Here is a 23,846-nt window from a genome sequence, read left to right as displayed (position 1 = left end):
CCTGCTCATGAATGCGCTGACTCTGCCGGATATTGCCGCGCAGGCCTCACGCCAAGCCCTGCCACTCGACTGGGTGGGCATGTGCGGCATTGCTCTTCCTGTTTTATTCGATGGCCAACGACTGAGTGCAAAGGCCGACGCCGGCGTCAGCCTTGATGATGGAGAGGCGCGCGGGATTCATATGTCGCGGCTGTATTTGGCGCTGGAGATGCTTGAGCAAAAAGACTTGACGCCCGCCTTGTTGCGGCGAGTTTTGCAACGTTTTCTCGACACTCATGAAGGACTGTCCACTAGCGCGTACTTAAAAATTCACACCGATTTACTGCTCAAAAGACCGGCGCTAATCAGTCCATTGGCCGGCTGGAAAACGTATCCAGTGAGCATCGAAGCCTGTTTGAAAAACGCGATGTTCCACGTGGAACTAAAAATCGACGTGCCTTATTCCTCGACCTGTCCGTGTTCCGCAGCGCTTTCCCGACAGTTGATTCAGCAGCAATTCGTCGATGACTTCGCCAACAAGTCGCTGCAACACGCCGATGTATTGACTTGGCTCGGCTCGACAAAAGGCATCATCGCAACGCCTCACAGCCAACGGAGCAATGCAAAATTGCGGCTTCGACTGGATGACCATCTGGATGACTTACCGCTGATCGCGATCATCAACGACGCCGAAGCGGCCCTCGGCACCGCCGTACAAACCGCCGTAAAACGCGCCGATGAACAAGCCTTTGCCTTGGCCAACGGTCAAAACCTGATGTTCTGCGAAGACGCCGCACGACGTTTGAACCTGGCCCTGAAACGCTCCCCCGGCATCAACGCCTTCCACCTACGAGTCATCCACGCCGAAAGCCTCCACGCACATGACGCGGTCGCCGAAACCCGCTGGAATTGGGAGGCCGCATGATTCATTGCCAAGCCTTGCGATGGGGCGCGCCGGGGCAACCGCTCACGCCACCCGTAGATTTCGAATTGACCAAGGGCAGCCTGACCGCTGTGATCGGCGCCAATGGCTCGGGTAAAAGCAGCCTGCTAAAAGTTATCGCGGGTTTACAAAAACCGCTGATCGGCAAAGTGGTACTGGATGTTCCACGCAAGGGCGGCCTCTCGTTCCTTCCACAGCAACAACACCTGGATCGCCAATTCCCGATCAGCTTGCGAGAGTTAGTGGCCTCCGGTTTCTGGGGTAGCACGCAGTCTCCAGAAATTCGCAGCCAACGCCTCAAAGCCGTGCTGGAAAACTGGTGCCTGACCGGGCTGGAGCAGCGCCCATTAATGGCCTTGTCCGGCGGCGAATTACAGCGTGCCCTGCTCGCCCGTTTGAGCCTCGCGAAAGCGCCATTGCTGTTGCTCGACGAACCCCTCGCAGCCCTCGACGAACTCGGTCAGGTGCTGCTCTGGAAACACATCCACGCCTGGCATGCCGAAGGCCGAACCCAGGTGATCGTGTGCCATGACCTGGCCGCCGTACGCCAACACATTCCTCAAACGTTGCTTATCAAAAGCACCGGCTGCGTCCTCGGGTCGAGCGTTGATCTGATCCATCAACAACCGCAAACGCGGGTGGCCTGATGCTCGCTGCCGTTCATCTTTGGCAGCCGTTCCACGAGTTCGTGTTCATGCGCCGAGCGCTTCTTGGTGGATTGGTCCTGGCGTGCAGCACGGCACCGCTCGGTGTGTTTCTGATCCTGCGACGCATGAGCCTGATCGGTGATGCGGTGGCTCACGGCATCCTGCCGGGGGCCGCATTGGGCTTCTGGTTCGCAGGTTTGAGTCTCCCCGCGCTGACCATCGGCGGGCTCGGCGCAGGCCTCAGCATGGCCGGACTCGCCGCCTGGATCACCCGTCGAACCGGCCTGCGGGAAGACGCGAGCCTCGCCGCGATCTACCCGATTTCACTGGCCAGTGGCGTGCTGATCCTCGGCATCGCCGGCAAACGCCTGGACCTGCTTCACCTGTTGTTTGGCTCGGCCCTGGCGGTCGATGGACCGACGTTGACGGGCATGCTCTGGGTCTCCGGCTTCAGCCTGATCGCCATGGCCTTCATCTACAAACCCCTATTGCTGGACACCCTCGACCCACTCTTTCTACAAACCGTCAGCCGCCTCGGACCGCTGGCCCACGGTGTGTTTCTGATGTTGGTGGTGCTGAACCTGGTGATCGGTTTCCAGGCCATTGGCGCGCTGATGGTGGTCGGCTTGATGATGTTGCCCGCCGCCGCTTCTCGCTTCTGGAGTCGTCGCTTGCCGATGTTAATGGCCATCGCCGCCCTGCTCGGCTGCCTCTCGGTGTGGCTCGGCTTATTGCTGTCGTTCTACTACTCGCTGCCCAGCGGCCCGGCGATCGTGCTGGTGGCCGGCGGGTTCTATCTGCTGTCCGTAGTGTTCGGACCGGTGCACGGGTTACTGCGCCGCCCGCCTTTGCTCACGTCCCAATGAGGTGTTACCCGATGCGCGCTTTACTCGTGCTGTTCAGTTTGATGCTATCGATGTCGCTGTCTGCTGCGGAAAAACTTCAGGTAGTCACCAGTTTCAGCATCCTCGCCGACATGACCCATCAAGTCGGCGGCGACCATATCCAGATCACCAACATGGTCGGCCCGGACGCCGATGCTCACACTTACGAGCCGACGCCTGACGACGCCAAGGCGTTGCTCAAAGCCAAGTTGATCATCAAAAACGGCCTGGGTTTCGAGCCATGGCTGGACCGTCTGGTGACCAGTACCGAGACCAAAGCGCCAGTGATCAGCGCGAGTCACGGCGTCATTCCGCGCTCCCTGGATGAGGATGGCGAGACGGTTCCCGACCCACACGCTTGGCACAACCTGGCGAACACTGAGTTGTACATCAGCAACATCACCAAGGCACTGATCGCGGCCGACCCGACCCACAAAGCCGACTACGAACGCAACAGTCAGGCCTACCTGAAGCAGATCTACGCGCTGCTTGCCGAAGCCAAGGCAAAACTCGGCTCGCTACCACCGGGTAATCGCAAAATCGTGACGTCCCATGACGCCTTCGGTTATCTCGGTCAGGCTTATGGCATCGACTTCATGGCGCCTCAAGGCCTGTCCACTGAACGCGAACCCTCCGCCGCCGAAGTCGCTGCTCTGATCACACAGATACGCCAGACCAAGGTCAAAGCGGTGTTCATGGAAAACATCAAAGATGCACGCCTGCTCAAGCAGATTGCCGATGAAAGCGGCGCGCACATCGGTGGCACGTTGTACTCCGATGCCCTCGCGGCTGCCGGTCCAGCCAGCACCTTTGTCGGGTTGTTTGAATACAACCTCAACACCCTGTACGACGCGTTGAGCCAGCCATGATCCGCAAGAACCCTTCGGGTGATTTGCCAGTGATAGCGGAGTCCGCCTACGTCGATAAAACCGCAATCATCTGCGGCAAAGTGGTGATCGGCGAAAACGTCTTCGTCGGCCCCTACGCGGTGATTCGGGCCGACGAGGTGGATGCCTCGGGCGAGATGCAGCCGATCACCATCGGCGCCAACTCGAACATCCAGGATGGCGTGGTGATCCATTCCAAGTCCGGCGCGGCAGTGACCATCGGCGAGTTCAGTTCGATCGCTCACCGCTCCATCGTTCATGGTCCGTGCAAGGTTGGCGACCGGGTGTTTATCGGGTTCAACAGCGTGCTGTTCAACTGCGCAGTCGGTGACGGCTGCGTGGTGCGGCACAACTCGGTGGTCGACGGTCGCGATTTGCCTGAGGACTTCTATGTGCCCTCCACCACCCGCATCGGCCCGCAGACAGATCTATCGCAGTTCCCACCGGTGAGCGTCAGCGCCTCGGAGTTTTCCGAGGACGTGGCGCGTACCAACGTCGACCTGGTACGCGGCTACAAAGCCCTGCAGAACGAGTTCTGACCATGAGCAGCGTGCTAATTCGCAATGCCCGGCTGGTGAATGAAGGTCACGAGTTTGACGGTGATCTGTTGGTGAGCAACGGTCGAATCGTGAAGATCGCCAGCAGCATCCACGGTGAAAATGCCGACGTGGAAATCGATGCACAAGGACAATGGCTGCTGCCCGGCATGATCGACGACCAAGTGCACTTCCGCGACCCAGGCTCGCCGGACAAGGGCAGTTTCTACACCGAATCCCGGGCTGCGGTCGCCGGCGGCATCACCAGCTTCATGGACATGCCCAACACCCATCCGGCGACCCTGACCCTCAGCGCACTGGCTGACAAAAAACGGCGAGCGGCGATCAACTCTGTCGCCAATTACGCCTTTCATTTCGGCGTGAGCAACGACAATCTCGACACCGTCGCCAGGCTCAATCCCTGTGAAGTAGCTGGCGTCAAAGTGTTCATGGGCGCTTCCACCGGCAACATGCTGGTCGATGACCCACACATTCTTGAGCGGCTATTCGCCGAGGTGCCCACCCTTTTGTTGGCCCACTGCGAACACACGCCCAGCATTGACGCCCACGCCGCGAACCTGCGTGAATTGTTCGGCGAACACATTCCTGCTGCAGCCCACCCGCTGATCCGCAACGCCGAGGCCTGCTTTCGCTCCTCCTCAATGGCCGTGGACCTGGCCAGGCGACACGGCACCCGACTGCATGTTCTGCACCTGACTACCGCCCGCGAACTGGCGTTGTTCGAAGACAAGCCGCTGGCCCAGAAACGCATCACCGCCGAAGTCTGCCTGCATCACCTGCTGTTCGATGATCGGGACTACGCGAGCCTCGGCAACCTGATCAAGTGCAACCCGGCGATCAAAACCCCGGCCGACCGCGATGCCTTGCGCGAAGCATTGCTGAGCCATCGACTCGACGTGATCGGCAGTGATCACGCGCCACACACCTGGGCCGAAAAACTGCGGCCGTACAGCCAGGCGCCTGCCGGCTTGCCGTTGGTGCAACACGCCCTGCCCGCGCTGCTGGAATTGGTCGCGGATGAAGTTCTGCCGATCACCACGCTCGTGGCCAAGACCAGTCATCGCGTCGCCGATCTGTTCGCCATTCCCGACCGCGGTTATCTGCGCGAAGGCTATTGGGCCGACCTCGTTCTGATCAAACCCGAACCCGAAGGTGTCGCCGTTTCCCAGCAGCCAATACTGTCTCAATGCGGCTGGACACCTTTTGCCCGACAGCGTTTTCGCCACAGCGTCGGTACCACGATTGTGTCGGGGCAAATTGCCTGGCACGACAAACGTCTTAATGACAGCTGCCAGGGTTTTCCTCTACGGTTTATGCGCTAGCACTTGAGAGCACCGACATGATTCACATCACCCTGAGCGATGGTTCATTGCGTGAATACGACCAGCCATTGTCGGTGTACGAGCTCGCCGCGAGTATCGGACCCGGACTGGCAAAAGCAGCAGTCGCAGGTCGAGTGGACGGTGTCTTGGTGGACTGTGAGTTCATGATCGAGGCCGATGCCCGTGTCAGCATCGTCACACCTCAAGAGCCCGATGGGCTGGAGATCCTGCGACGCTCCTGTGCACTGATGCTGGCCATGGCCCTCAAACAACTCCATCCACAGGTGCAGTTGCACGCAGGCACGGCGCTGGGCGACGGGTTCTTTCATGCGTTTTCTGGCGAGCGATCCTTGACGCAGACAGACCTGCCACTGATCGAAGCGCGTATGCAGGCTCTGGCGGCGACCAATCATTCGATCCGCCGTCACGGAAAGACGCTGTACCGAATGGGGAATTTCGAATCTTCGACCGTTGGCCCGCATGTCCCCGCGACCAAGGTGCTGCAAGCATTCACCCTCGACCACATCAGCGGGACGTTGCAGCAACGGATTTATGGTACGTGCTGGTCTTGCCAACAGGAGCTGGAAACCTGGCGGACGCCGCCACACGTCATCATTGTCAGCATGGACGAACGTCAGGCGGATTATGCGCAATCGGTGACCGAAGCCCTGCGCCGAGGTGGCGTGCGCGCCCGCGCGGATCTGCGTCACGAGAAAGTCCGCCAAAAAATTCGCGAGCACAGTCAGCATGCGCCGTATCTGGTGGTGATCGGGGAGAAAGAAAAGGATGGCGGGTTTGTCAGCGTGCGGAGTCGCACCGGGGAGAATTTCGGCAGGATGGCGATTGAGGCCATGTGTGAATGGTTGAATCAAGCCCGCTCCTACACAATCCTGTAGGAGCGAGCGGTGCGGCGATCCGACTTGCCCGCGAAGCTTTTAGGCTCTCGGCTTAACGGTCCCGCAATCCTGCCCCAACCAAACGGCGCGGCTTTCGAGGCTGCCCTTCTGCTGAATGCCGGTGGCATTGAAGGTGCCGTTAACCTTGGTGGTGAACTCACGATCACTGAGGAAAGTGGCGACACCGGCGCCCTGCGCTTTCGGACAACTGAAGCGGAACTTCCACTGGTTGCCGGTGCGATCAGTGACTTCCTGCTTGCAGCCCGATTGCGGATCGGTCAGAGGAATGTCGTCGGTCTTCACCTGTTCTGGAGTCAGGCACGCGCGAATCCCTTTGCCGCCCATGGTGATGCCCTGTTTCTCCAGCTGCGCGCGCTGTTCAGGGGTTATCTGGCTCTGTATTTGGCCGAGGATCAGCTGCAAGTCCGGGAGATTCTGGTCATCGACCTTCATGTTGCTTGTGGTCAATTCCCACAAGCCGGGCTGCAGCATCTGCGCCTGAACGGCCACAGGAAGTGACAAACCAACAGCCATGGCCAAACCCAGAAGACGAACGTTCATCGAGTAACTCCTGATCAGTAGTGGCCGTTAGACGTCAGCCAGTGGCTTCGGTTCATGGGCCAATTAAATAGCGACATTCTGCACGGAACATGGTCTGTTAAGCATTGAATCTTCAGGAGCAAGGCTGCCCCCATGGATTACTTTGGACCGCATATTTTCGGCTACACGATTGCACTGCTACACACGCTGGGCCTGATCGCTGCCATCCACGCCGTGCTCACCGTCCGGACCGCCCAGGGATCGATCGCCTGGGCCCTGTCGTTGCTGTTTATTCCCTACCTCACGCTCATCCCGTATCTGGTCTTCGGCCGCAGTACCTTCGATGGCTACATCAAGGCTCGGCGCCAGGCTAACGAAGAAATGCGTAAGGCTATCTCCGAGCTGAACTGGCGCCCTTGGGTAGAAGAGGCGCTGACCGCTCGCGCCTCGAATGCTTACGCGTCCTTGAGGGCGATGCCGAAACTTGGGCGCATGCCCTGTTTGGCGAACAACGAAGTGCGCTTGCTGATTAACGGCCAGGCCACCTTCGACGCCATTTTTGAAGCCATCAGCAACGCGAGGGAAGCGGTGCTGATTCAGTTTTTCATTATCCACGACGATCGTCTCGGTCAACGCCTGCAAACCTTGCTGCTGAAGAAAGCTGCCGAAGGCGTGGCGGTTTATTTATTGTACGACCGCATTGGCAGCCACTCCCTGCCTCACAATTACGTGCAACCGTTGCGCGATGCCGGCGTCGAGGTCAAAGCCTTTGCGACCCGTAGCGGTTGGCTCAACCGCTTCCAGGTCAACTTCCGCAACCACCGCAAGATTGTGGTGGTCGATGGAATACTGGGCTTCGTCGGTGGACACAACGTTGGCGACGAATACATGGGCGAGAAGCCACCCCTGGCGCCGTGGCGCGATACCCATGTGCAAGTACGCGGGCCGGTGGTGGCCTGCATGCAAGAGTCTTTCGCCGAGGACTGGTTCTGGGCAGCGCGATCGCTACCACCGCTGATCCTGCCGGACGTTTATCCGGACGACGGTGTGCTCTGCCAATTGCTTGCGAGCGGCCCGGCAGATTCCTACGAAACCTGTTCGTTATTCTTCGTCGAAGCCATACATGCGGCGACCGAACGGGTGTGGATCACCAGCCCTTATTTCATCCCCGACGAAGCCGTGTTCGCTGCGTTAAGGCTGGCGGCTCTGCGTGGCGTAGATGTGCGGCTGCTGCTGCCCTCACGACCGGACCACCGGATCGTCTACGCCGCCTCCAGCCTTTATGCCTTCGAGGCCGTGCGCGCCGGCGTGCGGGTGTTCCGCTACGAGCCTGGATTTCTGCATCAGAAAGTGGTGTTGATCGACAGCGAAATCAGCGCCATTGGCAGTGCCAATCTGGACAACCGCTCGTTCCGGCTGAATTTTGAAGTGATGTTGTTGACGGTCGACAGCGCGTTTGCCGCCGAAGTAGAACAGATGCTCAATGATGACTTCGCGCAAGCCCACGAGATCGCCAAAGAAGAAAGCCGGGAGACCCACCGCCTGCAACAGGTCGGCATGCGGATCGCCCGGCTTATTTCACCGATTCTTTAATTTAAGGGTTATAGATATCGTCGCGAGTCCACGGCAGTTCATGGCTGCCATCGGGGTGGGCTTTCACCGCGAGAATCTGGTGCAGATTGATCCAGCCCTTGGCGAACGCGTAAGCGCATCCCGCCAGGTACAGCCGCCAGATCCGTAAGGCCTGCTCTGGCACCAGCCGGGAAGCAGCTTCCAGATTGTCTTCCAGGCGCTCGCTCCAGTGGTCCAGGGTACGCGCGTAGTGCAGGCGTAGACTCTCGACGTCGACGATCTCCAGCCCTGCTTCGCTGATCTCGGCAGAGATCATCGACAGATGCGGCAGCTCGCCATTGGGGAACACATACTTCTCGATGAATTCGCCGACACCGCGCCCCACCGGACGGCCATCGGTGTGCTTGGCGGTGATCCCGTGGTTCATCACCAGGCCACCCTCTTTCACCGCACCGAACAAGGTCTTGCAGTACTCGGCCAGATTGGCGTGACCAACGTGTTCGAACATGCCGACACTGACCACTTTGTCGAAGCGACCGTCCTGAGGCAGGTCGCGGTAGTCGAGCAGTTGCAGTTCGACCAGATCGTCCAGGCCTTCGGCCGTCACGCGTTCACGGGCAAGTTCCAGTTGCTCTTTACTGAGTGTGATCCCGAACACCTTCGCGCCAAACTCCCGGGCGGCATACCGTGCCAGCCCGCCCCAACCGCAACCGACATCCAGCAGGTATTCGCCAGGTTGCAGCCGCAGTTTGCGGCACAGGTGGCGGAATTTGGCTTGTTGGGCTTGCTCCAGAGTTTCGCTGCCGGTCTCGAAATAGGCGCAGGAATACGCCATGTCGCTGTCGAGCCACAGCTGATAAAACGCGTTGGAAAGGTCGTAGTGGTAGGAAATCGCCTTGGCGTCGGTCTCCTTGTCGTGAGCGGTGCGCACTGGCTGACTATCCTGGTCTCCGAGCAACGCCTGGCTCCATTCATCACAGACGCGAATCACCTCGCTGATGGAGCCTTCCAGCTCAAGTTTGCCTTCGACAAACGCCGCTCCGAGCGCGTCCAGGCTTGGATGAGTGAACTGGGTAACCATTTGCGGGTCCTTGACCACAATTGTGACGCTGGGCGTCGGCCCCAGATTGAATTCATGGCCGTCCCAGAGTCGCAGGCGTAACGGTAACTGCAGATTCTGTAAGGCCGGTGGAAGGTGCGCGAGCATGGAGAGCCCCTCTTGTTTCAGACGTCTGATGTGAGGGTAGACCATCCTGGAAAAATAGCTGGCTATCGATTTAATAGCCGTTTTCTATAGCTCGCGACGCTCCAACCAGCCGTCGTGAATCCACTGCTTCAGCCATGTAACAGCTTGAAGTGGTGCGCCCTCTCCATAGAGGACTGCTAAATCAGAACACAGTTCAGCAAAATTCAAGCCACCCTGAAACAGGCTGTTTAGAGCAGTCGCTTCCGCGGGTTCCAGACTTCGATAATGGCAAACCAGCTCGGTGCGCCAAATCACCACGAATTGGTTTGTACCTAATGCCGCACTGTCGGGGAATCCGCTTTCATCTTTCACTGCGCGCCATAGCGCAATGCTGTTGAAAGCACACTCAAGCCATTGCACGGTGGGGCTGGGACTGACCCGAAGTATTGGCCAGTCTTCAGGTGGCAGGACGGCCATCTCCTGCATTGTCAGCGGCGTTCCTTCAGGTGCGTCAAACGCCAGGGTGAATGCCCACTCAAGTGCTGCCAACTCAGCGAGCGGTGCACTTTGCTGCGGCACCAAATGCTGACGGATGAACGATTTGAACCCTTTGCCAAGCCAACGAAGGCTGTAATGGGCGGATGGATATTGGCGGATGTAGGCGGCGGCCAGCTGTTCGAATTCTTCGTCACCCAACCAATGCCAGATCGCCGGAAAGTCGCCGCGCAACACTTCCTGAAGCCGCGCTTGGTAGGCGTTGTGATAGATCGCCAGGCCAGTATTCACATCCAGTGTCGGTCCACCCGTCAGGCTCGCCCCCAGCGCAGAAGGTGCCGTCGATTGCTCCCCCAACAGATAGTCTTCAAAGGTCCGTTGCCAGTCATTCAGGCGCATTTCTGCCTCCGGGCCAGCACGCTGTCGCCCAGCTCGCGAGCCTTTTGCAATTCGGTGAGCAATTCTTCAAGAGGCGGGAGATGGTCATCACGTTCCAGCAGTGTGGCGACCGGCCCGAGATGTTCCAGGGTTTGTTGATAGAGCGCCCAGACCGGATCGCTCACCGGGTGGTCATGGGTGTCGATCACGTAATCGCCGTAATCGCTGTGGCCAGCCAAGTGCAGTTGGCGAACCTTGTTCGCCGGCAAGCCTTTAATAAACGTCCACGGATCGAAGCCATGATTGCGCGAGCTGACATAAACGTTGTTGACGTCCAGTAACAGCTCGCAGTCGCTCAGCCGGCTGAGGGCTTCAAGAAAGGCCCACTCGCTGAAATCGTCGTCAGCGTTGCGCACATAACTGGAGACGTTCTCCAACACCAACGGCCGCTGCAAGACGTCCTGAACCTGACGCACTCGGCCAGCCACGTAATAAAGACTTTCCTCGGTGTAAGGCAACGGCAGCAAATCATGAAGCTGATGAGCGTTACCACGGCTCCAGCACAGGTGATCAGAGATCCACACTGGCTGTACTCGCTCTGACAACTGCTTGAGTTGTTTCAGGTACTGCCGATCGAGGGCATGCGGGCCACCGATGGAAAGCGACACGCCATGCATCACCACGGGATAACGTTCGGCGATGGCGTCCAGGTAATAGAGAGCCTTGCCGCCCTGGACCATGAAATTTTCGGAGACGACTTCGAACCAGTCCACGGCGGGCGACTGTTCGAGAATCTGTTGGTAGTAGGCACTGCGCAGGCCCAGGCCGTAGCCCAGACAAGGAAGGGATGCAGACATTTGCGGACTCCTCGCAAAGTGACCGCAGCGGCGTGAACCGCTGCGGCGGCGGTGCTCGGTTATTCGCCGACCTTGCCACCTGCTTTCACGCATTCAGTTTGAGTCATTGCCTTGAAACCCTGGCCCTTGCAAACACCCTGACCCTTGCAGGCGTTGTCTGCAGTCTTGCAGTCATTCATGCCTTTGCACGAGGTCACGTTGTAGCAGTGAACCTGAGCAACGTCGGCGGCCTGGGCCTGAGTCGCAACACCGGCAAACAGCGTGGCGGCGGCGAAGGCGAGAGCAGCACCGGCAGTGGCGTTTTTGAAGTTCATTTTTTACATCCTCGGTAATCATCAGGGGTGTCGGCTGAACGGTTGTGCAGTTCCAACACAGCACTAGAGAGCGCTGCCCCAAAGGCGTTACAGAGCTGTAAAAAAGTTTTCGCCCGGCTTAAAGATCATCCTTCAGTTTGAGCAATGGCTCCTGAAACCGCAGTAGACGCCCGGCGTTACCGAGTACCAGCAATGTGCTGAGGTTGTGCAGTAATGCAGCAATCATCGCCCCCGCAGCGCCAAGCCAGCCAAATGCAGCGAAGGCTACAATCGCCAACGTCCAGCCCAAACCAATGATCACGTTAACCTGCAACGTCTGCCGACATTGGCGACTCAACCGAACACATGTGCCGAGCCGACGCAGATCGCTGCCGATCAACACGATGTCGGCCGAGGCCAGCGCGATGTCCGCCCCGCCCGCCCCCATCGCCACGCCGACCACACCGGCTTTGAGCGCCAATGAATCGTTAATGCCATCGCCCACCACCATCGGCCGGAAACCACTGCCGATTTCCTTCAGTACGCGATTGAGTTTGTCCTCGGGCAGGGCCTGAGCTTCGACATCGCTGATCCCGACATCGCGGGCCAGCGTGTGCGCAACGCTTTGCCGATCCCCCGTGAGCAGCAACTGCCTCCCCATCCCCAGTTCACGCAGCTCGCTCAACGCAAATCGAGCCTCGGGTTTGACGCTGTCGGCCAGCAACAGCCAGGCGAGGAATTCACCGTTGAGCGCCAGCCCGGCAATCGGGCCATCGTGGTCGGGGATACTTGAAGTGGCGATACCCAATTGCGCGAACAGCTCCGGACGACCGAGCGCCGCCTCACCCTGCTCGGTCATCGCGACCACGCCCAGTCCCTGACGCTCGTGGATATCCGAGAGCAGCAGAAAATGCTCCTGAGTAACCAACCCGGCGAGCGCGCGGCTGACCGGGTGACTGCTGGCGGAGCCAAGGCTGGCGGCAAGTTTGAGAACGTGACCGCGATCCTCCAGAGGACTGTCGATGGATTGCAAACGCAAGGTGCCGAAGGTCAGGGTCCCAGTCTTGTCGACCACCAGTGAGGTCAGGTCCGCCAACTCTTCGAGGAACGCGGAGCTGCGAATCAGAATCCCGTGACGAGCTGCCACCGCCACCCCGGCAATCGCCGTGGCCGGTGCCGACAACACCAACGCGCAAGGACAGGCCGCCACCAACACTGCAAGCATTGCCTGGGCATCGTTCGTGATGAACCAGGTCACGGCGGCCAGCAACAACACCAGCACCATGTAGCTGCCGGCGTAGCGTTCCAGCAAACGCGTAATCGGCGGTTTGGAACGCTCAGCGCTTTGCATCAGTGCGATGACTTTGCCGAGGGTCGACTCATTGCCGGTGCGGGTCACTTCGATGCGCAGCAGCCCATCGAGGTTGATCGCGCCGCCGAAGACTTGCATACCGATGGCCGCCTCCATTGGCACCGATTCACCGGTAATCGAAGCGGTGTCCAGGCTCGCCTGACCGGACAACACCCGACCATCCGCCGGCACTCGGTCACCCGCGCGCACCTCGACGAGGTCGCCGGCCTTGAGCGTGCCGTTATCGACTTCGACGATGGAGCCATCGGCCTGAACCTTGCGCGCGTGGCTGCGAGTCAGTTTGCCGAGGGCTCGAATCGCCTCCTGGGAGCCGATCACGCTGCGCTCTTCCAGCACGTGGCCGAAGATCATGATGATCGGCAGCAACGCCGCGGTCAGCAGATCACCCGTGGCCCACGCCCCCAGCATGGCCAGGGCGATCAATTGATCAGTGATCCCGTGCAGGCTCGGATAACGCAGGCTGTACCAGGCTGAACGCATCACGGGCACGGCCACCAATAACGAAGCAAAACCCAGCAGCAATTGACTCACGCCCGTCTGCTCCGGCGACAACCAGCGCCAGCTCAAACCAAGCGCGAGCAGGCCAAGTGCGAGCATGGCCAGGGTCAATTGCCGGGCGGCGCTGCGTTGTTCAGCCGAAGACAACATGCTCGGGGCAGCGGCGGTTTGGGTAGTCATTGTGCAGCTCCCTGAATGATCAGGCGGGAATCGTCTTTCGGGTTGACCGTGGTCACCGAGCCGGCCTGACCGAGAATCTTTGGCACCCGCTCGCGGTAGATACGCAGCAGCATTTGCGGGTCGGTGCCCTGTTGCTGCGCCTTGGCCAGACTCAACACGGTGGCCGTGTCAGCCGAGGCTTTGGCTAGCCGTTCACTCGCTTGGGCATGGGCGACTTGCAGCGTGCGATCGGCTTGTTCGTTGGCGGTCTGAGTCAGTTTCTCGGCTTCAGTGCGAGCGTTGGCCACGACTTTGTCGGCTTGCTGACTGGCGGTCAGAACAGCGTTGAAGGCGTTGACCGCTGGGCCGGGCAGACTCGATTGCACATCGACCCGCGCCACTTCTATGCCTAACCCCTGCCCGGTCGCGGTCAGTTCTGCCAGGCGCTGATTGATGCCTTGCACCAGATCACCGCGCAACCGTTCGCGGCGTTCGGCAGCCTGACTATCGGCGCCCATCAGCTCCGGTCGAGCGACCAGAATAGTGTCCAGATCGCGTGCGGCAGTGAGGGCCACCGCGCTGCGAGTGACCAATCGATCCAACGCCGGCAGCACATGTTCGCCTTGAAGAACGAAAGCATACGGCTCGGTGACTTTGTAGAAAACCCGCACATCCAGTTGCACCACGCCCGCGTCACCAGTGAGCAAGTAACCGGAGCCGGCGAGTGCATCACTGATCGGTGTGGCGAAACTCGCCACTCGGTCTGCCTGCAACGCGGCATCGGTGCGCAGCAGGTTTTCCACCCGACGCTCGATCACCCGATCTGCTGCGGGCAACAAAATCACCTGTTCAAACGGACGGGGCCAGGCCAATAAAAGGCCAGCATTCTGAATTCGATCCAACGCGCCAAAGTGCAAAACCACAGCGCGATTTTGCGGATCGATCTGCCGCACATTGGAAAACGCCCACGCCAAAGCGGCGAGCACTGTAACGGCGTAAAGCGCCAAAAAAGCCAATCGTCCCGCCTGAATCCAGGGACTGCTTAACTCATTTGTTCCACGTGGAACTAATTTCATGGCTGCGACCCGGACTTGTTATCGAGGGTCGGCGGACCGTCAACCAACACCCGGAACGGCGCAGCATCGGTGCGCAGAATCAGTTTTGTGCCGGGCGTGACGATCGTGCCCAACGTGTCGAGGGAACGCAGCAGGTTATAGAGCTGCGGCGAACCGGCGTAGGCGCGGCCGTAAATTTGCGCGGCTTCGACGCGCGATTGTGCTTCGATATCGGCAGCTTTCACCGTGGCGTCGGCCTGCACGATTCGCGCGTCACGCTCGGCAGCGGAACGGATTTGCGCCGCTTCACGCTTGCCAATGGCCGTGCGTTCGGTGGCGATTGTTTCACGCTCGGCACGCATTCGATCGACCGTAGCGGTGAGGGTCACCGACGGCAAAGTCAGACGCTCGATGCCGACTTGCAGCACTCGCACACCATAAGTCGTGAGCAACTGCTGATCGATTTGCTGACGCAGTTGCGCTTCAAAATCAGCGATGTGAACTTGGTTGGCGTCGGTGTTCACCAGGTTAGCCAGGTCAAAGCTGCTGGCCGTGGTTTCCAAAGCAGAGCCAACAAACGTACGAATCTGCCGCGCCGCTTCGTCTGGCTGATTCTGTACGGCACGCATGAAGCGTTGCACGTTGTCCGGATCGCCCTGAACCTGCCAGGCCACGTAAGCTTGAACGATGATGCGCAAACCATCCCGCGTACCCACGTCCTGCAAACCGCTGGACGTGGTGCGCAGCCGCAGATCGACAGGTATCGCCGCTTCAAAAGGAGCAGGCCAACGCCAGCCAAGACCCGGCTCCAGCAATACTCGCGAAGGATTACCGAAACGCGTAATCACCGTGGCCTCCCCCGAACGCACTTGTACCAGGCTCGCTGCCGCGATGGCGAACGCCACCAGCAACGCCGCCCAGCCCATTCGCCGCCACGGGAACGGGCCCGCTTCTTGTGGATCACCGTGGTGGTGATGTCCGTGGTGATGCCCACCATGGCCGTGACCGTGGCCAGTGTGGTCATCGTGATCGTGAGTGTGCGACTGGCTCAATTGGCAGCTCCTGGCTGAGCGGTCTTACGCGGCGGCGCAGGGTCAGCCGGCAGCGTGAATGTACGGAGGTCGATGGTCGGCGCGTTACTGCTGCCGCCCAGACGATGATCGAGCACCAGCAACTTGGCATTGGCCAAACCCTGGGACAGTTGGCTGAAGTACTGCTCCAGCACGAAGGCTTGGCCGGCGCTGGCGTAAGCCTTTTGCTCGGCGCCGAATCTCAGATCCGCCGCTTGCGCGGTGGCGTTGATTTCACGAGCGCTGGCCGTCGCTTGATCGCGGGCGATACTGGCCTGCAATTGCGCCTGATTGGTGGCCTCCGCCGCTGCACCGCGCTCGCGGGAAATCAATGCTTGGGCGCCGATCTGCGCAGCCTGGACGCCGTGATAGGCATTGGCGGCACCGGCCGGTGGGTGAATCGCCTCGACCACCGTGGCGAGAATTTCCACGCCGCTGTCGAGATTCTGCAAGTCAGCCTGCACCGCCCGGCCAATCTCTTCGGCGAGCCCTATCCTGTCCTCGCCAAGCAACCCGTCGAGGGTTCGCGAAGCGAAGTCATGAACCAGAATCCGGCTGGCGGTGCTTCGGATCAGCGTCGGGACGTCGGCGCTGTTGTAGGTCGCAGCCAACGCCGCTTGATCGCTCAGACCGATGCGATAGACGAAACGTACGTCCATGTTGACGATCTGGAAGCTCTGCTTGTCGGCTCGGCTGCTGGCAATGACCTGGGATTTGTCGTTCACATGGCTGGCGTCCCACAAGCGATTGGCAATGGCGGGCGCCGGGCCTTCGGCGGGGTCGGCCACGACCGGCGCCGGTGTTTCGCCAACACTGGTGGCCAACTCGTGGACCACACCGTTCTCGACGCTCAATACTCGGCCCAGAGGCCAGGGCAAACCCGCATGCAGACCAGGACCGAACACCTCCACCGGTTTGCCGAAACGCTCGTAGATGCCCCGCCCTTGCAGCGGTATTTCGTGAATGCCGGTCAGCGACCAGCCCACAATCATGACCACGGCCAGCACCGGTAGAAATGCCCGACGCATGTAGGTGAAGGCCCAGATCTGCCGCAGGTCGATGCCGAAGCGGTTGTGCAATTCGTGCTGCAACGCCAGCAAAGGTTGCGGCGGCCAGCGCAGCATGTCGGCGACGAAGCTTCGCGCCAGCAAGGCAGGTTCGAGTTGTTCGCGTTGCGGACTGAACAACGACAGCATGGCGCGCAACAGTAGTTCGGCGGCGACGAGCCCCGGCAGCAGGCCGATCAGTACTGCCAGACGCGCCGGCCATACCGAGGTTTCGCTACCCAACAGCAGGCACAAAGCGCCAAGCACCAGGCAAATGATCGCCACCCGAGTCAGCTGCGCCAGCGGCCCCGCTTCGGGCCATTGGGCGATGTTTTCCTGGGCCAGTTGACGCTCCAGCACCAGCAAACCGAAGGCTAGCAACAACGATAGCGCTGCACCGACACTGGCCGACAATCCCAGTGCAGTCGGCGGCAGTGCCAGGTTCCAGACGTGTTCGATGGTGAATAGCGTCAACAGCGACCAGCCGCCAAGCCACAGTGTCGGCGGGCCAATCTGCACCAGCATTCGCAACCATCGCTGACTGATCCGATCGAGCAGACGTTCGTACCAGCCAACCGGGGCGACGACTTCATCTGCAGCGAGCACCTGCACCACGGGGTTCATCGCCCGCGCACGCCACTGCGTCACCCACCAGGCCGATTGCAAACCGGCGACCAGCACCAGCAAACCGGCGCTCTGATTCACCAGCAACGCTGGCCAGAGCGACTGCGGCGCAAACAGCCCGACAAAAAACGCCAGCAGCCAACCTGTCGCCGCAAGCGCGCCCAGACCGATTGCGAACTGACGCAAACGTCGCCCTTGAAAAACCGCCTGCTGGAAACGCGGCAGCCCGGCTACTTGCGTCCCATCGACATCGAGATCGACTTGCATACCACCCCAGTGTTTATCGTTGCTCATATCTCAATTCGTTACGATATAACGAAAGCCGTGAAATTTCCGTTCTTAAATGCCCTATCTAAAGGCGCTCAACCTGTCTCTTCGCTGAAGCCTTGACCGAAATACCGCGGAACGCACATATTACGCTCGTAATTTTATTCAGGAACTACGTTTACCCATCCCTATCCCCTTTCATTCCAGGAGTACAGCCATGAACATCTATGACGTCGTGATTCTGGGCGGAGGCCCCGGCGGTTATAACGCAGCGATCCGCGCCGGTCAGTTGGGCCTCAGAGCGGTTTGCGTAGAAGGACGCGCCACCCTCGGCGGCACCTGCCTGAACGTCGGCTGCATGCCGTCAAAGGCGCTGCTGCACGCCTCCGAACTCTACGACGCCGCCATGGGTGCGGAATTCGCCAACCTGGGGATTGAAGTAAAGCCCACCCTCAACCTCGCGCAGATGATGAAGCAAAAGGATGAAAGCGTTACCGGGCTGACCAAAGGCATCGAGTTTCTGTTTCGCAAAAACAAAGTCCACTGGATCAAGGGCTGGGGCCACATCGACGGGCCCGGCAAAGTGACAGTGACTGACAGCCAGGGCGGCAAGACTGAATTGAACGCCAAGAACATCATCATCGCCACCGGCTCCGAGCCCACTCCCCTGCCCGGTGTCGACATTGATAACAAACGCATCCTCGATTCAACGGGCGCGTTGTCGCTGGCCGAAGTGCCCAAGCATCTGGTGGTGATCGGCGCCGGGGTGATCGGTCTGGAGCTGGGTTCGGTGTGGCGGCGTTTGGGTGCTCAGGTGACCGTCGTTGAGTTTCTCGACCGGATCTGCCCTGGTGTAGATGATGAAGCGGGCAAAACCTTGCAACGCTCGTTGAGTAAACAGGGCATCAGCTTCAAATTGAGTTCCAAAGTCACCAGCGCCACGACCTCGGCAACCGGCGTTCAGCTCAGCGTCGAGCCCGCGGCGGGCGGCACCGCCGAACTGCTTGAAGCGGATTACGTGCTGGTCTCCATTGGACGCCGGCCTTACACCCAAGGCCTGGGGCTGGAAAACATCGGTCTCGCCACGGACAAGCGCGGCATGCTCGCCAACAAAGGTCATCGCACCGAAGCCGCTGGTATCTGGGTAATCGGTGACGTCACCTCCGGGCCGATGCTCGCCCACAAGGCCGAAGACGAAGCCATGGCCTGCATCGAACAGATTGTCGGCAAGGCTGGCGAGGTCAATTACGACCTGATCCCCAACGTGATCTACACCAAACCGGAGCTGGCCAGCGTCGGCAAGACCGAAGAACAACTGAAGGCCGAAGGTCGCGCCTACAAGGTCGGCAAATTTCCCTTCACCGCCAACAGCCGGGCAAAGATCAATCACGAGACCGAAGGCTTCGCCAAAGTGCTGGCCGATGAACAGACCGACGAGGTTCTCGGCGTGCACCTTGTGGGTCCAAGCGTCAGTGAAATGATTGGCGAATATTGCGTGGCCATGGAGTTCAGCGCCTCTGCCGAAGACATTGCCCTGACCTGCCATCCACACCCGACCCGCTCCGAGGCTTTACGCCAGGCGGCGATGAATGTGGGGGGGATGGCGACGCAGATGTAAACCTGGAGATGATCGTTCCCACGCTCTGCGTGGGAATGCCTCAACGGACGTTCGGCTCTGGATGTGACGCGGAGCGTCACGGGCTGCATTCCCACGCAGAGCGTGGGAACGATCTTAGTTCGCTGGTAAATGCTCCAGCGGCAACGCCCCCGGCGTCTTCACCGTATGAATCGCAAAGTTGCTGCGAATGTCGCTCACACCCGGCAATTTCAGCAAACGCCCCGTGAGAAAACGGTCATAGGCACGCAGGTCCGGCACCACCACTTGCAGCAGAAAATCAGATTCCCCTGACACCAGAAAGGCCGAAATCACTTCGGGTAACGCCGTCACGGCCAAGCGAAAGGCTTCGGCCTGCTCATCGTTGTGCCGTTCGACCTTGACCCCGACAAACACCGTCAGCCCCAGCCCTACTTCATCGCGATCCAGATTGGCCTGGTAACCGCGTATCACCCCGGCTTCTTCAAGCATCCGTACCCGGCGCAAACAAGGCGAAGCGGACAGGCCGATCTCGTCAGCCAGTTGTACATTGCTCAGGCGACCGTCCCGCTGCAGGGCTGCGAGAATCTTGCGGTCGTAGGCGTCCAGTTTCATGGTTTGGCAGATCCCGATGGTTTACGTGCAAGTCAGTGGCAGGTTATGCCAACTCGAAGCAGTTTAGAAGCGAACTACGCAACCACCTGCCCTGTCCTTCAGCCCTAGACTGGCTGTACCGAATCGACAACGAATGGGGTGCAACGTGGCAGGACTCTGGGTGTTTTTCATGGCGCTGGCGGTGGTCTATCTGTTGCCGGGCCCGGACATGATCCTGCTGTTGCAGACCGGTGCCCGTCAGGGAAAAGGCGCGGCGCTGGCCACTGCGGTGGGTCTGGGCATTGCCCGGGGATGTCATGTGGCCTTGGCAGCGTTGGGGCTGGCGGCACTGTTCAAGGCTGCGCCCTGGACGTTCGACGTGGTTCGCCTGGCCGGGGCGGCTTACTTGCTGTGGATCGGCATTCAATGCCTGCGAACCACATTGCTGCCGAGTTTGAACGGAGTAGACGCCACCACCGAGAAACCTCGCTGGCGTGCAGCGATCCAGCGCGGTTTGCTGACCAACCTGCTCAACCCCAAAGCGCTGCTGTTCTGCTCGGTGCTGCTGCCGCAGTTCATCGATCCACACGCCGGGCCGGTGCTCGCGCAATTTGCGACCCTGGGCGTGGTGCTGGTCAGTGTCGGTTTGCTGTTCGACTGCGCTTACGCACTGACCGGCGAAGCGCTGGGCCGTTGGCTGCAACGCAGTCCCTCGGCCCAGCGCCTGCAGCAATGGCTGTTTGGCAGCCTGTTGATCGGCTTTGCCGTGCGGCTGACCTTTGTGCAACAGGCATGATTACGTCAGCGCTTTGCGCTTGCGGCGATTGATCAGCACCAGCGCTACCGCTGTAAACACCACGACGCCGCCCACTTGCAGCCATTTTTTGTAAGGTCGCAAGGCCGAGCGAACAGGGTCCAATGCCTGGGTTACGTAACGTTTGTCAGCGTTCGGGAAATCCGGGTAAGGACATCGGCGACCGAAGTTCACCGCCCAATCCACGTACGGTCCTTCTTTGACATAGCGTTGATAGAAGGCGCTTTCTTCTTCGAGGCTGCTGTTCCACCCCGCCGCCGCACACAGCACTGCCGCAAAGGCCGCACTGGTAGGCGGCAAATTGTCCGCTGCGCGACTGGCTAATGCGGTGGCGACAAAACGGTAGTGGTAGCGCTGATCGGGCTGGGCTGCGCTTGCCTGCTGACGTTTGACTTCACCTTCAGCCACTAATGAACCGACCTTGAGTTCGCTGCTTTCGAGGCTGTAGTTGCCGCCAAAGGTCGCGAAATCCGGAGACATCTCGTAGCCCAACAGCTCCATTCCGTCGAAACGGGCCAGTGTCGCGGCATGGTAGTAAGCGAATGCCCGTTTGGTCGGCCACCATTTTGATTCAGCGTCGTGGCGCAACTGCCCATACCACGTAGCCTTATGTTGCAACTCGACGCTGGCGAAGTACGCCGGTGCTTCGTCGTAACGTTCCTCGCGCAACAAACGCCGCCCAAGCAAATTGCGCAATTTCGCCGCCACCGGCAACTGCACATAGTTGTCGCGATCCTCCTGAGTTAGAGATGGCGGTGCTGGCACTTGAGTGTCGACGTAATGCTTGAGTTCATCGAGGGTCAGTACGCGCTCGGCGACGGTGGCTGCGTCGAACCAATAGATATCTTTACTGCGATAAAGCTGATCGAACGCTTGCAGGTAATCCCCACGTTGAAGGGCGAGGATCGCGCTTTCACCCTCAACCCGGCACTTGGGCTGAAGCGTTTCGAAGTCCCAGTCCGGCGTGCGCCGCTCACCCCACGATTCATTCTGTGGGAAGGCCTGGGCAGCTTTCGCATACGCCGCGGCAGCCGCGTTTTTATCACCATCGCGCACTGCCAATTTGGCCCGCAGCCACCACGCCAGTCCGCCATCACCAGCGTGTTCGAGGAAGGCCTTGGCGCTGGCGTAATCACCCTGCTGATAATTCACCGCCGCCAGCCGATCAGCGTTGTCGAGGCTACCGCGGGTGCTGTTTTGCAGCAGTTTGATCAGTTTCAATTCGTTCGGCGGTTGATCGCCGAATGACCAGCCCAGTCGGCTGATCAAGGACGCCGTGACCAGTTGCTGCACCGGTTTGCCCGTGAGCAACACCGCCAGTTGATCCTCCGGCAGCGCCGCCAGATCGGCCATCAACAGCTTCAGAGAGGTGTAACCCACCGCCGAACCCTGGAGGTTTTGCGTGGCGTAGAGTTCGATGACGCTGTTCCAGTCGCCGGCCGTGCGGGCGACGCGGGCCTCTTCGCCAAGACTGGCGACGCCCAGTTCCAGTGGGTCACTGAAGCCGTCGATGCTTAGCTGACGGGTCTGCTCGAAGGCCTTTCGAGACTGGGCTAACAGGTCGGGGCCAGCGTCCGCTTCCGAGCTCATGGCAAACAGCGCCCGACCTAACGAATAAGCAGCCCAGGTGCTGCGCAACGCCCGTTGATCCGCCGGCAATGCCAGCACCTTCTGGAAGTACTCGGCTGCCAGCCCATAATCACCGGCATTGAATGCCACAGCGCCGGCCAGATAAAGATTGAGCTCAGCCGGCAGGCTCGCGCCCTCAATTTCGACCTGATGCGCATCGGTCAGGCTGCGTAACTGTTTCACGAGCACCTGCTGTTCAGCCGTCAAACCGGATTGTTCAGCCTTATCCCGCTGTTCTGTGTAGTCGGGCGCATCCATGCTATTGGCGGATTCGGTGACGTTCTTCAGCCCGGCGACCGCATGCCCGAGGCGACTGATTTCAAACCTGAAGTTACCTTCCGGCAGCTCCGCCAGCGACTGGCCGCGGTTGTCCAGCAGACGCATCGGGAAGTCCGGCCCGCAGGCCAGCGCCGAACCCAGCGGCAAACTGAGGCTCAGGCACAGCAGATGACGGGGCCAGTTACGGGTCAACATTCGAACCTCCTTGATCAATATGTGCGCAACGAGCCCAACCAATGGCGCGCCGCTCGCCGGCCGGTATTCGACCGTCGCGCAGGCGGGTGAAGGTAAGCAGATCCGGACGCTGTTGCAACGCATAACCGGCCAACGCATCGGCGCCATCACAGCCCTGCACCGCGAGTGTCAGGCGTTCGGGCCAGGCGCTGTCGAGGTTGCCCTGATTGCTGAGGCTGATGTCATACAGGCCTTCTTGCTCAGAGAGTTTCAGCGCGAGGTGACTGTCGAGGGCATCGCCACGAGCTACGGCGCCCAGGGTCGTCAGGCTCCAGGCCCGGCGGTCGTTGGCCAGCGGCAGACGAAACCAGATCAGGCCCGCCGATGAGCCGGTGGATCATTGCGCAATTCGCTCCCGAGCCTGCTCAGTTGCTGCGGATCGGCGAGCAATTCCCGGCGTTTTCCGCTCCGTTCGATGGGCACTTCGCTTTCCACTACCGGCGCACCGCCGCCCGGCAACAACGCCACACCATAGGCTGGCAGCGCCAGATAGAAAGGTTTCGAAGTGATGCGGCTCCAGGCCTCGGTCCATTTACGAGCCTGATCCGGGTCGAACAAGCCGAGACGCGGATCGCTCACCGCGTGCACCTGCACCACGCTGCTGTCGACTGCGGATAACAGCGCCGGCAATTCGGGACTGTCGAGCCAGGCCGGCAATGCTGTGATGCTCAACGGCATAGTGGCCGGCAGAATCGTGCGCAAATGCGCGAGGAATTCCCGATAGGCCGCAAGCCGGGCATTGCCCGCATCGTGGTCGATTTCCACGCCGGAGAGGGTCAGCCCCTGCCCTTGCCAATCGCCGAGCACCTGCTGGATCTGCGTGGTGACTTCGTCCCGATCCAGCGACTTGAGTTGGCCATCAAGACGAATCACCGCGATCAGCGGCCGACCATCACGTCTGAGCAGCGTCGGGTCAATCCGCGCCCGGCTCCAACCCGCCTCAGGGAATGCCTGCAAAGCCAGCACCCGCAGGGTAGAAAAGTCAGCGCGGCTGTCCCTCAGCGCCGCTTCGTGGGCCGGTGTCCATTGTCGTTGCCAGACGTAGAGTTGCTGATCGAGCGGTGGCGCGTCCTGTCGTTCGCAACCGTTGAGCAACGCCACCGCGACAATCAAGGCCGACAGACGAGCGAAAAAATACATAACTGAATCTGATCCTTTGTCGCAGCGGCCAGACG

21 protein-coding genes and 1 pseudogene are annotated in these 23,846 nt (G+C 60.0%); 10 read left to right on the top strand and 12 right to left on the bottom strand.

Annotation, left to right across the window (positions count from 1 at the left end; all coding sequences use genetic code 11):
* Positions 1–7 precede the first annotated feature (7 nt).
* The 7 genes from folE2 to ACYZT5_RS24720 are packed head-to-tail and all read left to right on the top strand — an operon-like array spanning position 8 to position 6,115.
* A complete protein-coding gene (gene folE2, locus ACYZT5_RS24750) occupies positions 8–904 on the top strand; it encodes a GTP cyclohydrolase FolE2 (protein WP_462047812.1) in 897 nt (298 codons plus the stop codon).
* Positions 901–1,569: a metal ABC transporter ATP-binding protein gene (locus ACYZT5_RS24745; RefSeq protein WP_462047811.1), complete on the top strand. Its 669-nt coding sequence runs from the start codon at positions 901–903 to the stop codon at positions 1,567–1,569. The genes folE2 and ACYZT5_RS24745 overlap by 4 nt, the downstream gene beginning before the upstream one ends.
* Positions 1,569–2,435 carry a metal ABC transporter permease gene (locus ACYZT5_RS24740; RefSeq protein ID WP_462047809.1) on the top strand — a complete coding sequence of 289 codons (867 nt, stop codon included), beginning with the start codon at positions 1,569–1,571 and terminating at the stop codon, positions 2,433–2,435. The genes ACYZT5_RS24745 and ACYZT5_RS24740 overlap by 1 nt, the downstream gene beginning before the upstream one ends.
* Positions 2,436–2,446: 11 nt before the next feature.
* The gene (locus tag ACYZT5_RS24735) at positions 2,447–3,322 is read left to right on the top strand and encodes a metal ABC transporter substrate-binding protein (RefSeq protein WP_462047808.1); all 876 of its coding nucleotides are present in this window, start codon (positions 2,447–2,449) and stop codon (positions 3,320–3,322) included.
* Positions 3,319–3,879 (top strand): gamma carbonic anhydrase family protein, encoded by a 561-nt coding sequence (locus ACYZT5_RS24730; RefSeq protein ID WP_462047807.1) that lies wholly within the window; start codon positions 3,319–3,321, stop codon positions 3,877–3,879. Before ACYZT5_RS24735 ends, ACYZT5_RS24730 begins: the two co-directional genes overlap by 4 nt.
* A gap of 2 nt (positions 3,880–3,881) precedes the next feature.
* Positions 3,882–5,219, top strand: a complete 1,338-nt coding sequence (locus ACYZT5_RS24725; protein WP_462047806.1) for a dihydroorotase — start codon at positions 3,882–3,884, stop codon at positions 5,217–5,219.
* A gap of 17 nt (positions 5,220–5,236) precedes the next feature.
* Positions 5,237–6,115 (top strand): His/Gly/Thr/Pro-type tRNA ligase C-terminal domain-containing protein, encoded by an 879-nt coding sequence (locus ACYZT5_RS24720; RefSeq protein WP_462047805.1) that lies wholly within the window; start codon positions 5,237–5,239, stop codon positions 6,113–6,115.
* A 39-nt stretch (positions 6,116–6,154) separates the two neighbouring features.
* Here ACYZT5_RS24720 and ACYZT5_RS24715 read toward each other — a convergent pair whose 3' ends face one another.
* The gene (locus ACYZT5_RS24715) at positions 6,155–6,676 is read right to left on the bottom strand and encodes a DUF3617 domain-containing protein (protein WP_462047804.1); all 522 of its coding nucleotides are present in this window, start codon (positions 6,674–6,676) and stop codon (positions 6,155–6,157) included.
* 132 nt (positions 6,677–6,808) lie between these two features.
* On the opposite strand from ACYZT5_RS24715, the gene cls reads away from it, so the two are divergent.
* On the top strand, positions 6,809–8,248 hold the full coding sequence (gene cls / locus ACYZT5_RS24710) for a cardiolipin synthase (protein WP_462047803.1): 1,440 nt from the start codon (positions 6,809–6,811) through the stop codon (positions 8,246–8,248).
* Position 8,249: 1 nt separating this feature from the next.
* Here the strand turns inward: cls and cfaB are convergent, their stop codons facing one another.
* The 8 genes from cfaB to hflK (ACYZT5_RS24670) all read right to left on the bottom strand — a co-directional run bounded on the left by cfaB (position 8,250) and on the right by hflK (ACYZT5_RS24670) (position 17,527).
* A complete protein-coding gene (gene cfaB, locus ACYZT5_RS24705) occupies positions 8,250–9,434 on the bottom strand; it encodes a C17 cyclopropane fatty acid synthase CfaB (RefSeq protein ID WP_462047802.1) in 1,185 nt (394 codons plus the stop codon).
* A gap of 84 nt (positions 9,435–9,518) precedes the next feature.
* Positions 9,519–10,307, bottom strand: coding sequence for an HvfC/BufC N-terminal domain-containing protein (locus ACYZT5_RS24700; protein WP_462047801.1), 789 nt, complete (start codon positions 10,305–10,307; stop codon positions 9,519–9,521).
* On the bottom strand, positions 10,298–11,143 hold the full coding sequence (gene bufB, locus ACYZT5_RS24695; protein WP_462047800.1) for an MNIO family bufferin maturase: 846 nt from the start codon (positions 11,141–11,143) through the stop codon (positions 10,298–10,300). The genes ACYZT5_RS24700 and bufB overlap by 10 nt, the downstream gene beginning before the upstream one ends.
* Positions 11,144–11,202: 59 nt before the next feature.
* A complete protein-coding gene (bufA2, locus tag ACYZT5_RS24690) occupies positions 11,203–11,457 on the bottom strand; it encodes a BufA2 family periplasmic bufferin-type metallophore (protein ID WP_462047799.1) in 255 nt (84 codons plus the stop codon).
* Between the two features lie 118 nt (positions 11,458–11,575).
* A complete protein-coding gene (locus ACYZT5_RS24685) occupies positions 11,576–13,486 on the bottom strand; it encodes a cation-translocating P-type ATPase (protein WP_462047798.1) in 1,911 nt (636 codons plus the stop codon).
* A complete protein-coding gene (gene hflK / locus ACYZT5_RS24680; protein WP_462047797.1) occupies positions 13,483–14,541 on the bottom strand; it encodes a protease modulator HflK in 1,059 nt (352 codons plus the stop codon). Before hflK (ACYZT5_RS24680) ends, ACYZT5_RS24685 begins: the two co-directional genes overlap by 4 nt.
* A complete protein-coding gene (hflC, locus tag ACYZT5_RS24675; RefSeq protein ID WP_462047795.1) occupies positions 14,538–15,572 on the bottom strand; it encodes a protease modulator HflC in 1,035 nt (344 codons plus the stop codon). Before hflC ends, hflK (ACYZT5_RS24680) begins: the two co-directional genes overlap by 4 nt.
* Positions 15,569–17,527, bottom strand: coding sequence for a protease modulator HflK (gene hflK, locus ACYZT5_RS24670; protein ID WP_462052303.1), 1,959 nt, complete (start codon positions 17,525–17,527; stop codon positions 15,569–15,571). The genes hflC and hflK (ACYZT5_RS24670) overlap by 4 nt, the downstream gene beginning before the upstream one ends.
* Before the next feature lie 217 nt (positions 17,528–17,744).
* Between hflK (ACYZT5_RS24670) and lpdA the strand changes: the two genes are divergently transcribed.
* Positions 17,745–19,145 (top strand): dihydrolipoyl dehydrogenase, encoded by a 1,401-nt coding sequence (gene lpdA / locus ACYZT5_RS24665; RefSeq protein ID WP_462047794.1) that lies wholly within the window; start codon positions 17,745–17,747, stop codon positions 19,143–19,145.
* Positions 19,146–19,259: 114 nt separating this feature from the next.
* Here lpdA and ACYZT5_RS24660 read toward each other — a convergent pair whose 3' ends face one another.
* Positions 19,260–19,736 (bottom strand): Lrp/AsnC family transcriptional regulator, encoded by a 477-nt coding sequence (locus ACYZT5_RS24660; RefSeq protein WP_074872185.1) that lies wholly within the window; start codon positions 19,734–19,736, stop codon positions 19,260–19,262.
* Positions 19,737–19,881: 145 nt separating this feature from the next.
* Here ACYZT5_RS24660 and ACYZT5_RS24655 point away from each other — a divergent pair, with 145 nt between their 5' ends.
* Positions 19,882–20,511 (top strand): LysE family translocator, encoded by a 630-nt coding sequence (locus ACYZT5_RS24655; protein ID WP_462047793.1) that lies wholly within the window; start codon positions 19,882–19,884, stop codon positions 20,509–20,511.
* Here ACYZT5_RS24655 and ACYZT5_RS24650 read toward each other — a convergent pair whose 3' ends face one another.
* Positions 20,512–22,632, bottom strand: coding sequence for a hypothetical protein (locus ACYZT5_RS24650; RefSeq protein ID WP_462047791.1), 2,121 nt, complete (start codon positions 22,630–22,632; stop codon positions 20,512–20,514).
* A pseudogene (locus tag ACYZT5_RS24645) lies at positions 22,619–23,811 on the bottom strand (DUF3142 domain-containing protein). The gene ACYZT5_RS24650 and the pseudogene ACYZT5_RS24645 overlap by 14 nt, the downstream one beginning before the upstream one ends.
* Between the last annotated feature and the right edge of the window lie 35 nt (positions 23,812–23,846).

The organism is Pseudomonas sp. LB3P14 (genome assembly GCF_054898045.1).
Note: the sequence above shows the minus strand (reverse complement) of the source record. Positions and strands in the feature narration are given on the sequence as shown.

Coding starts and splice junctions, on each gene's coding strand:
- ACYZT5_RS24650 (WP_462047791.1), bottom strand. CDS start 22,632: ATGTTGACCCGTAACTGGCCCCGTCATCTGCTGTGCCTGAGCCTCAGT.
- ACYZT5_RS24685 (WP_462047798.1), bottom strand. CDS start 13,486: ATGACTACCCAAACCGCCGCTGCCCCGAGCATGTTGTCTTCGGCTGAA.
- ACYZT5_RS24740 (WP_462047809.1), top strand. CDS start 1,569: ATGCTCGCTGCCGTTCATCTTTGGCAGCCGTTCCACGAGTTCGTGTTC.
- ACYZT5_RS24700 (WP_462047801.1), bottom strand. CDS start 10,307: ATGCGCCTGAATGACTGGCAACGGACCTTTGAAGACTATCTGTTGGGG.
- ACYZT5_RS24660 (WP_074872185.1), bottom strand. CDS start 19,736: ATGAAACTGGACGCCTACGACCGCAAGATTCTCGCAGCCCTGCAGCGG.
- ACYZT5_RS24745 (WP_462047811.1), top strand. CDS start 901: ATGATTCATTGCCAAGCCTTGCGATGGGGCGCGCCGGGGCAACCGCTC.
- bufB (WP_462047800.1), bottom strand. CDS start 11,143: ATGTCTGCATCCCTTCCTTGTCTGGGCTACGGCCTGGGCCTGCGCAGT.
- hflK (WP_462052303.1), bottom strand. CDS start 17,527: ATGCAAGTCGATCTCGATGTCGATGGGACGCAAGTAGCCGGGCTGCCG.
- lpdA (WP_462047794.1), top strand. CDS start 17,745: ATGAACATCTATGACGTCGTGATTCTGGGCGGAGGCCCCGGCGGTTAT.
- ACYZT5_RS24735 (WP_462047808.1), top strand. CDS start 2,447: ATGCGCGCTTTACTCGTGCTGTTCAGTTTGATGCTATCGATGTCGCTG.
- cls (WP_462047803.1), top strand. CDS start 6,809: ATGGATTACTTTGGACCGCATATTTTCGGCTACACGATTGCACTGCTA.
- bufA2 (WP_462047799.1), bottom strand. CDS start 11,457: ATGAACTTCAAAAACGCCACTGCCGGTGCTGCTCTCGCCTTCGCCGCC.
- folE2 (WP_462047812.1), top strand. CDS start 8: ATGAATGCGCTGACTCTGCCGGATATTGCCGCGCAGGCCTCACGCCAA.
- ACYZT5_RS24730 (WP_462047807.1), top strand. CDS start 3,319: ATGATCCGCAAGAACCCTTCGGGTGATTTGCCAGTGATAGCGGAGTCC.
- ACYZT5_RS24725 (WP_462047806.1), top strand. CDS start 3,882: ATGAGCAGCGTGCTAATTCGCAATGCCCGGCTGGTGAATGAAGGTCAC.
- ACYZT5_RS24720 (WP_462047805.1), top strand. CDS start 5,237: ATGATTCACATCACCCTGAGCGATGGTTCATTGCGTGAATACGACCAG.
- cfaB (WP_462047802.1), bottom strand. CDS start 9,434: ATGCTCGCGCACCTTCCACCGGCCTTACAGAATCTGCAGTTACCGTTA.
- ACYZT5_RS24715 (WP_462047804.1), bottom strand. CDS start 6,676: ATGAACGTTCGTCTTCTGGGTTTGGCCATGGCTGTTGGTTTGTCACTT.
- hflK (WP_462047797.1), bottom strand. CDS start 14,541: ATGAAATTAGTTCCACGTGGAACAAATGAGTTAAGCAGTCCCTGGATT.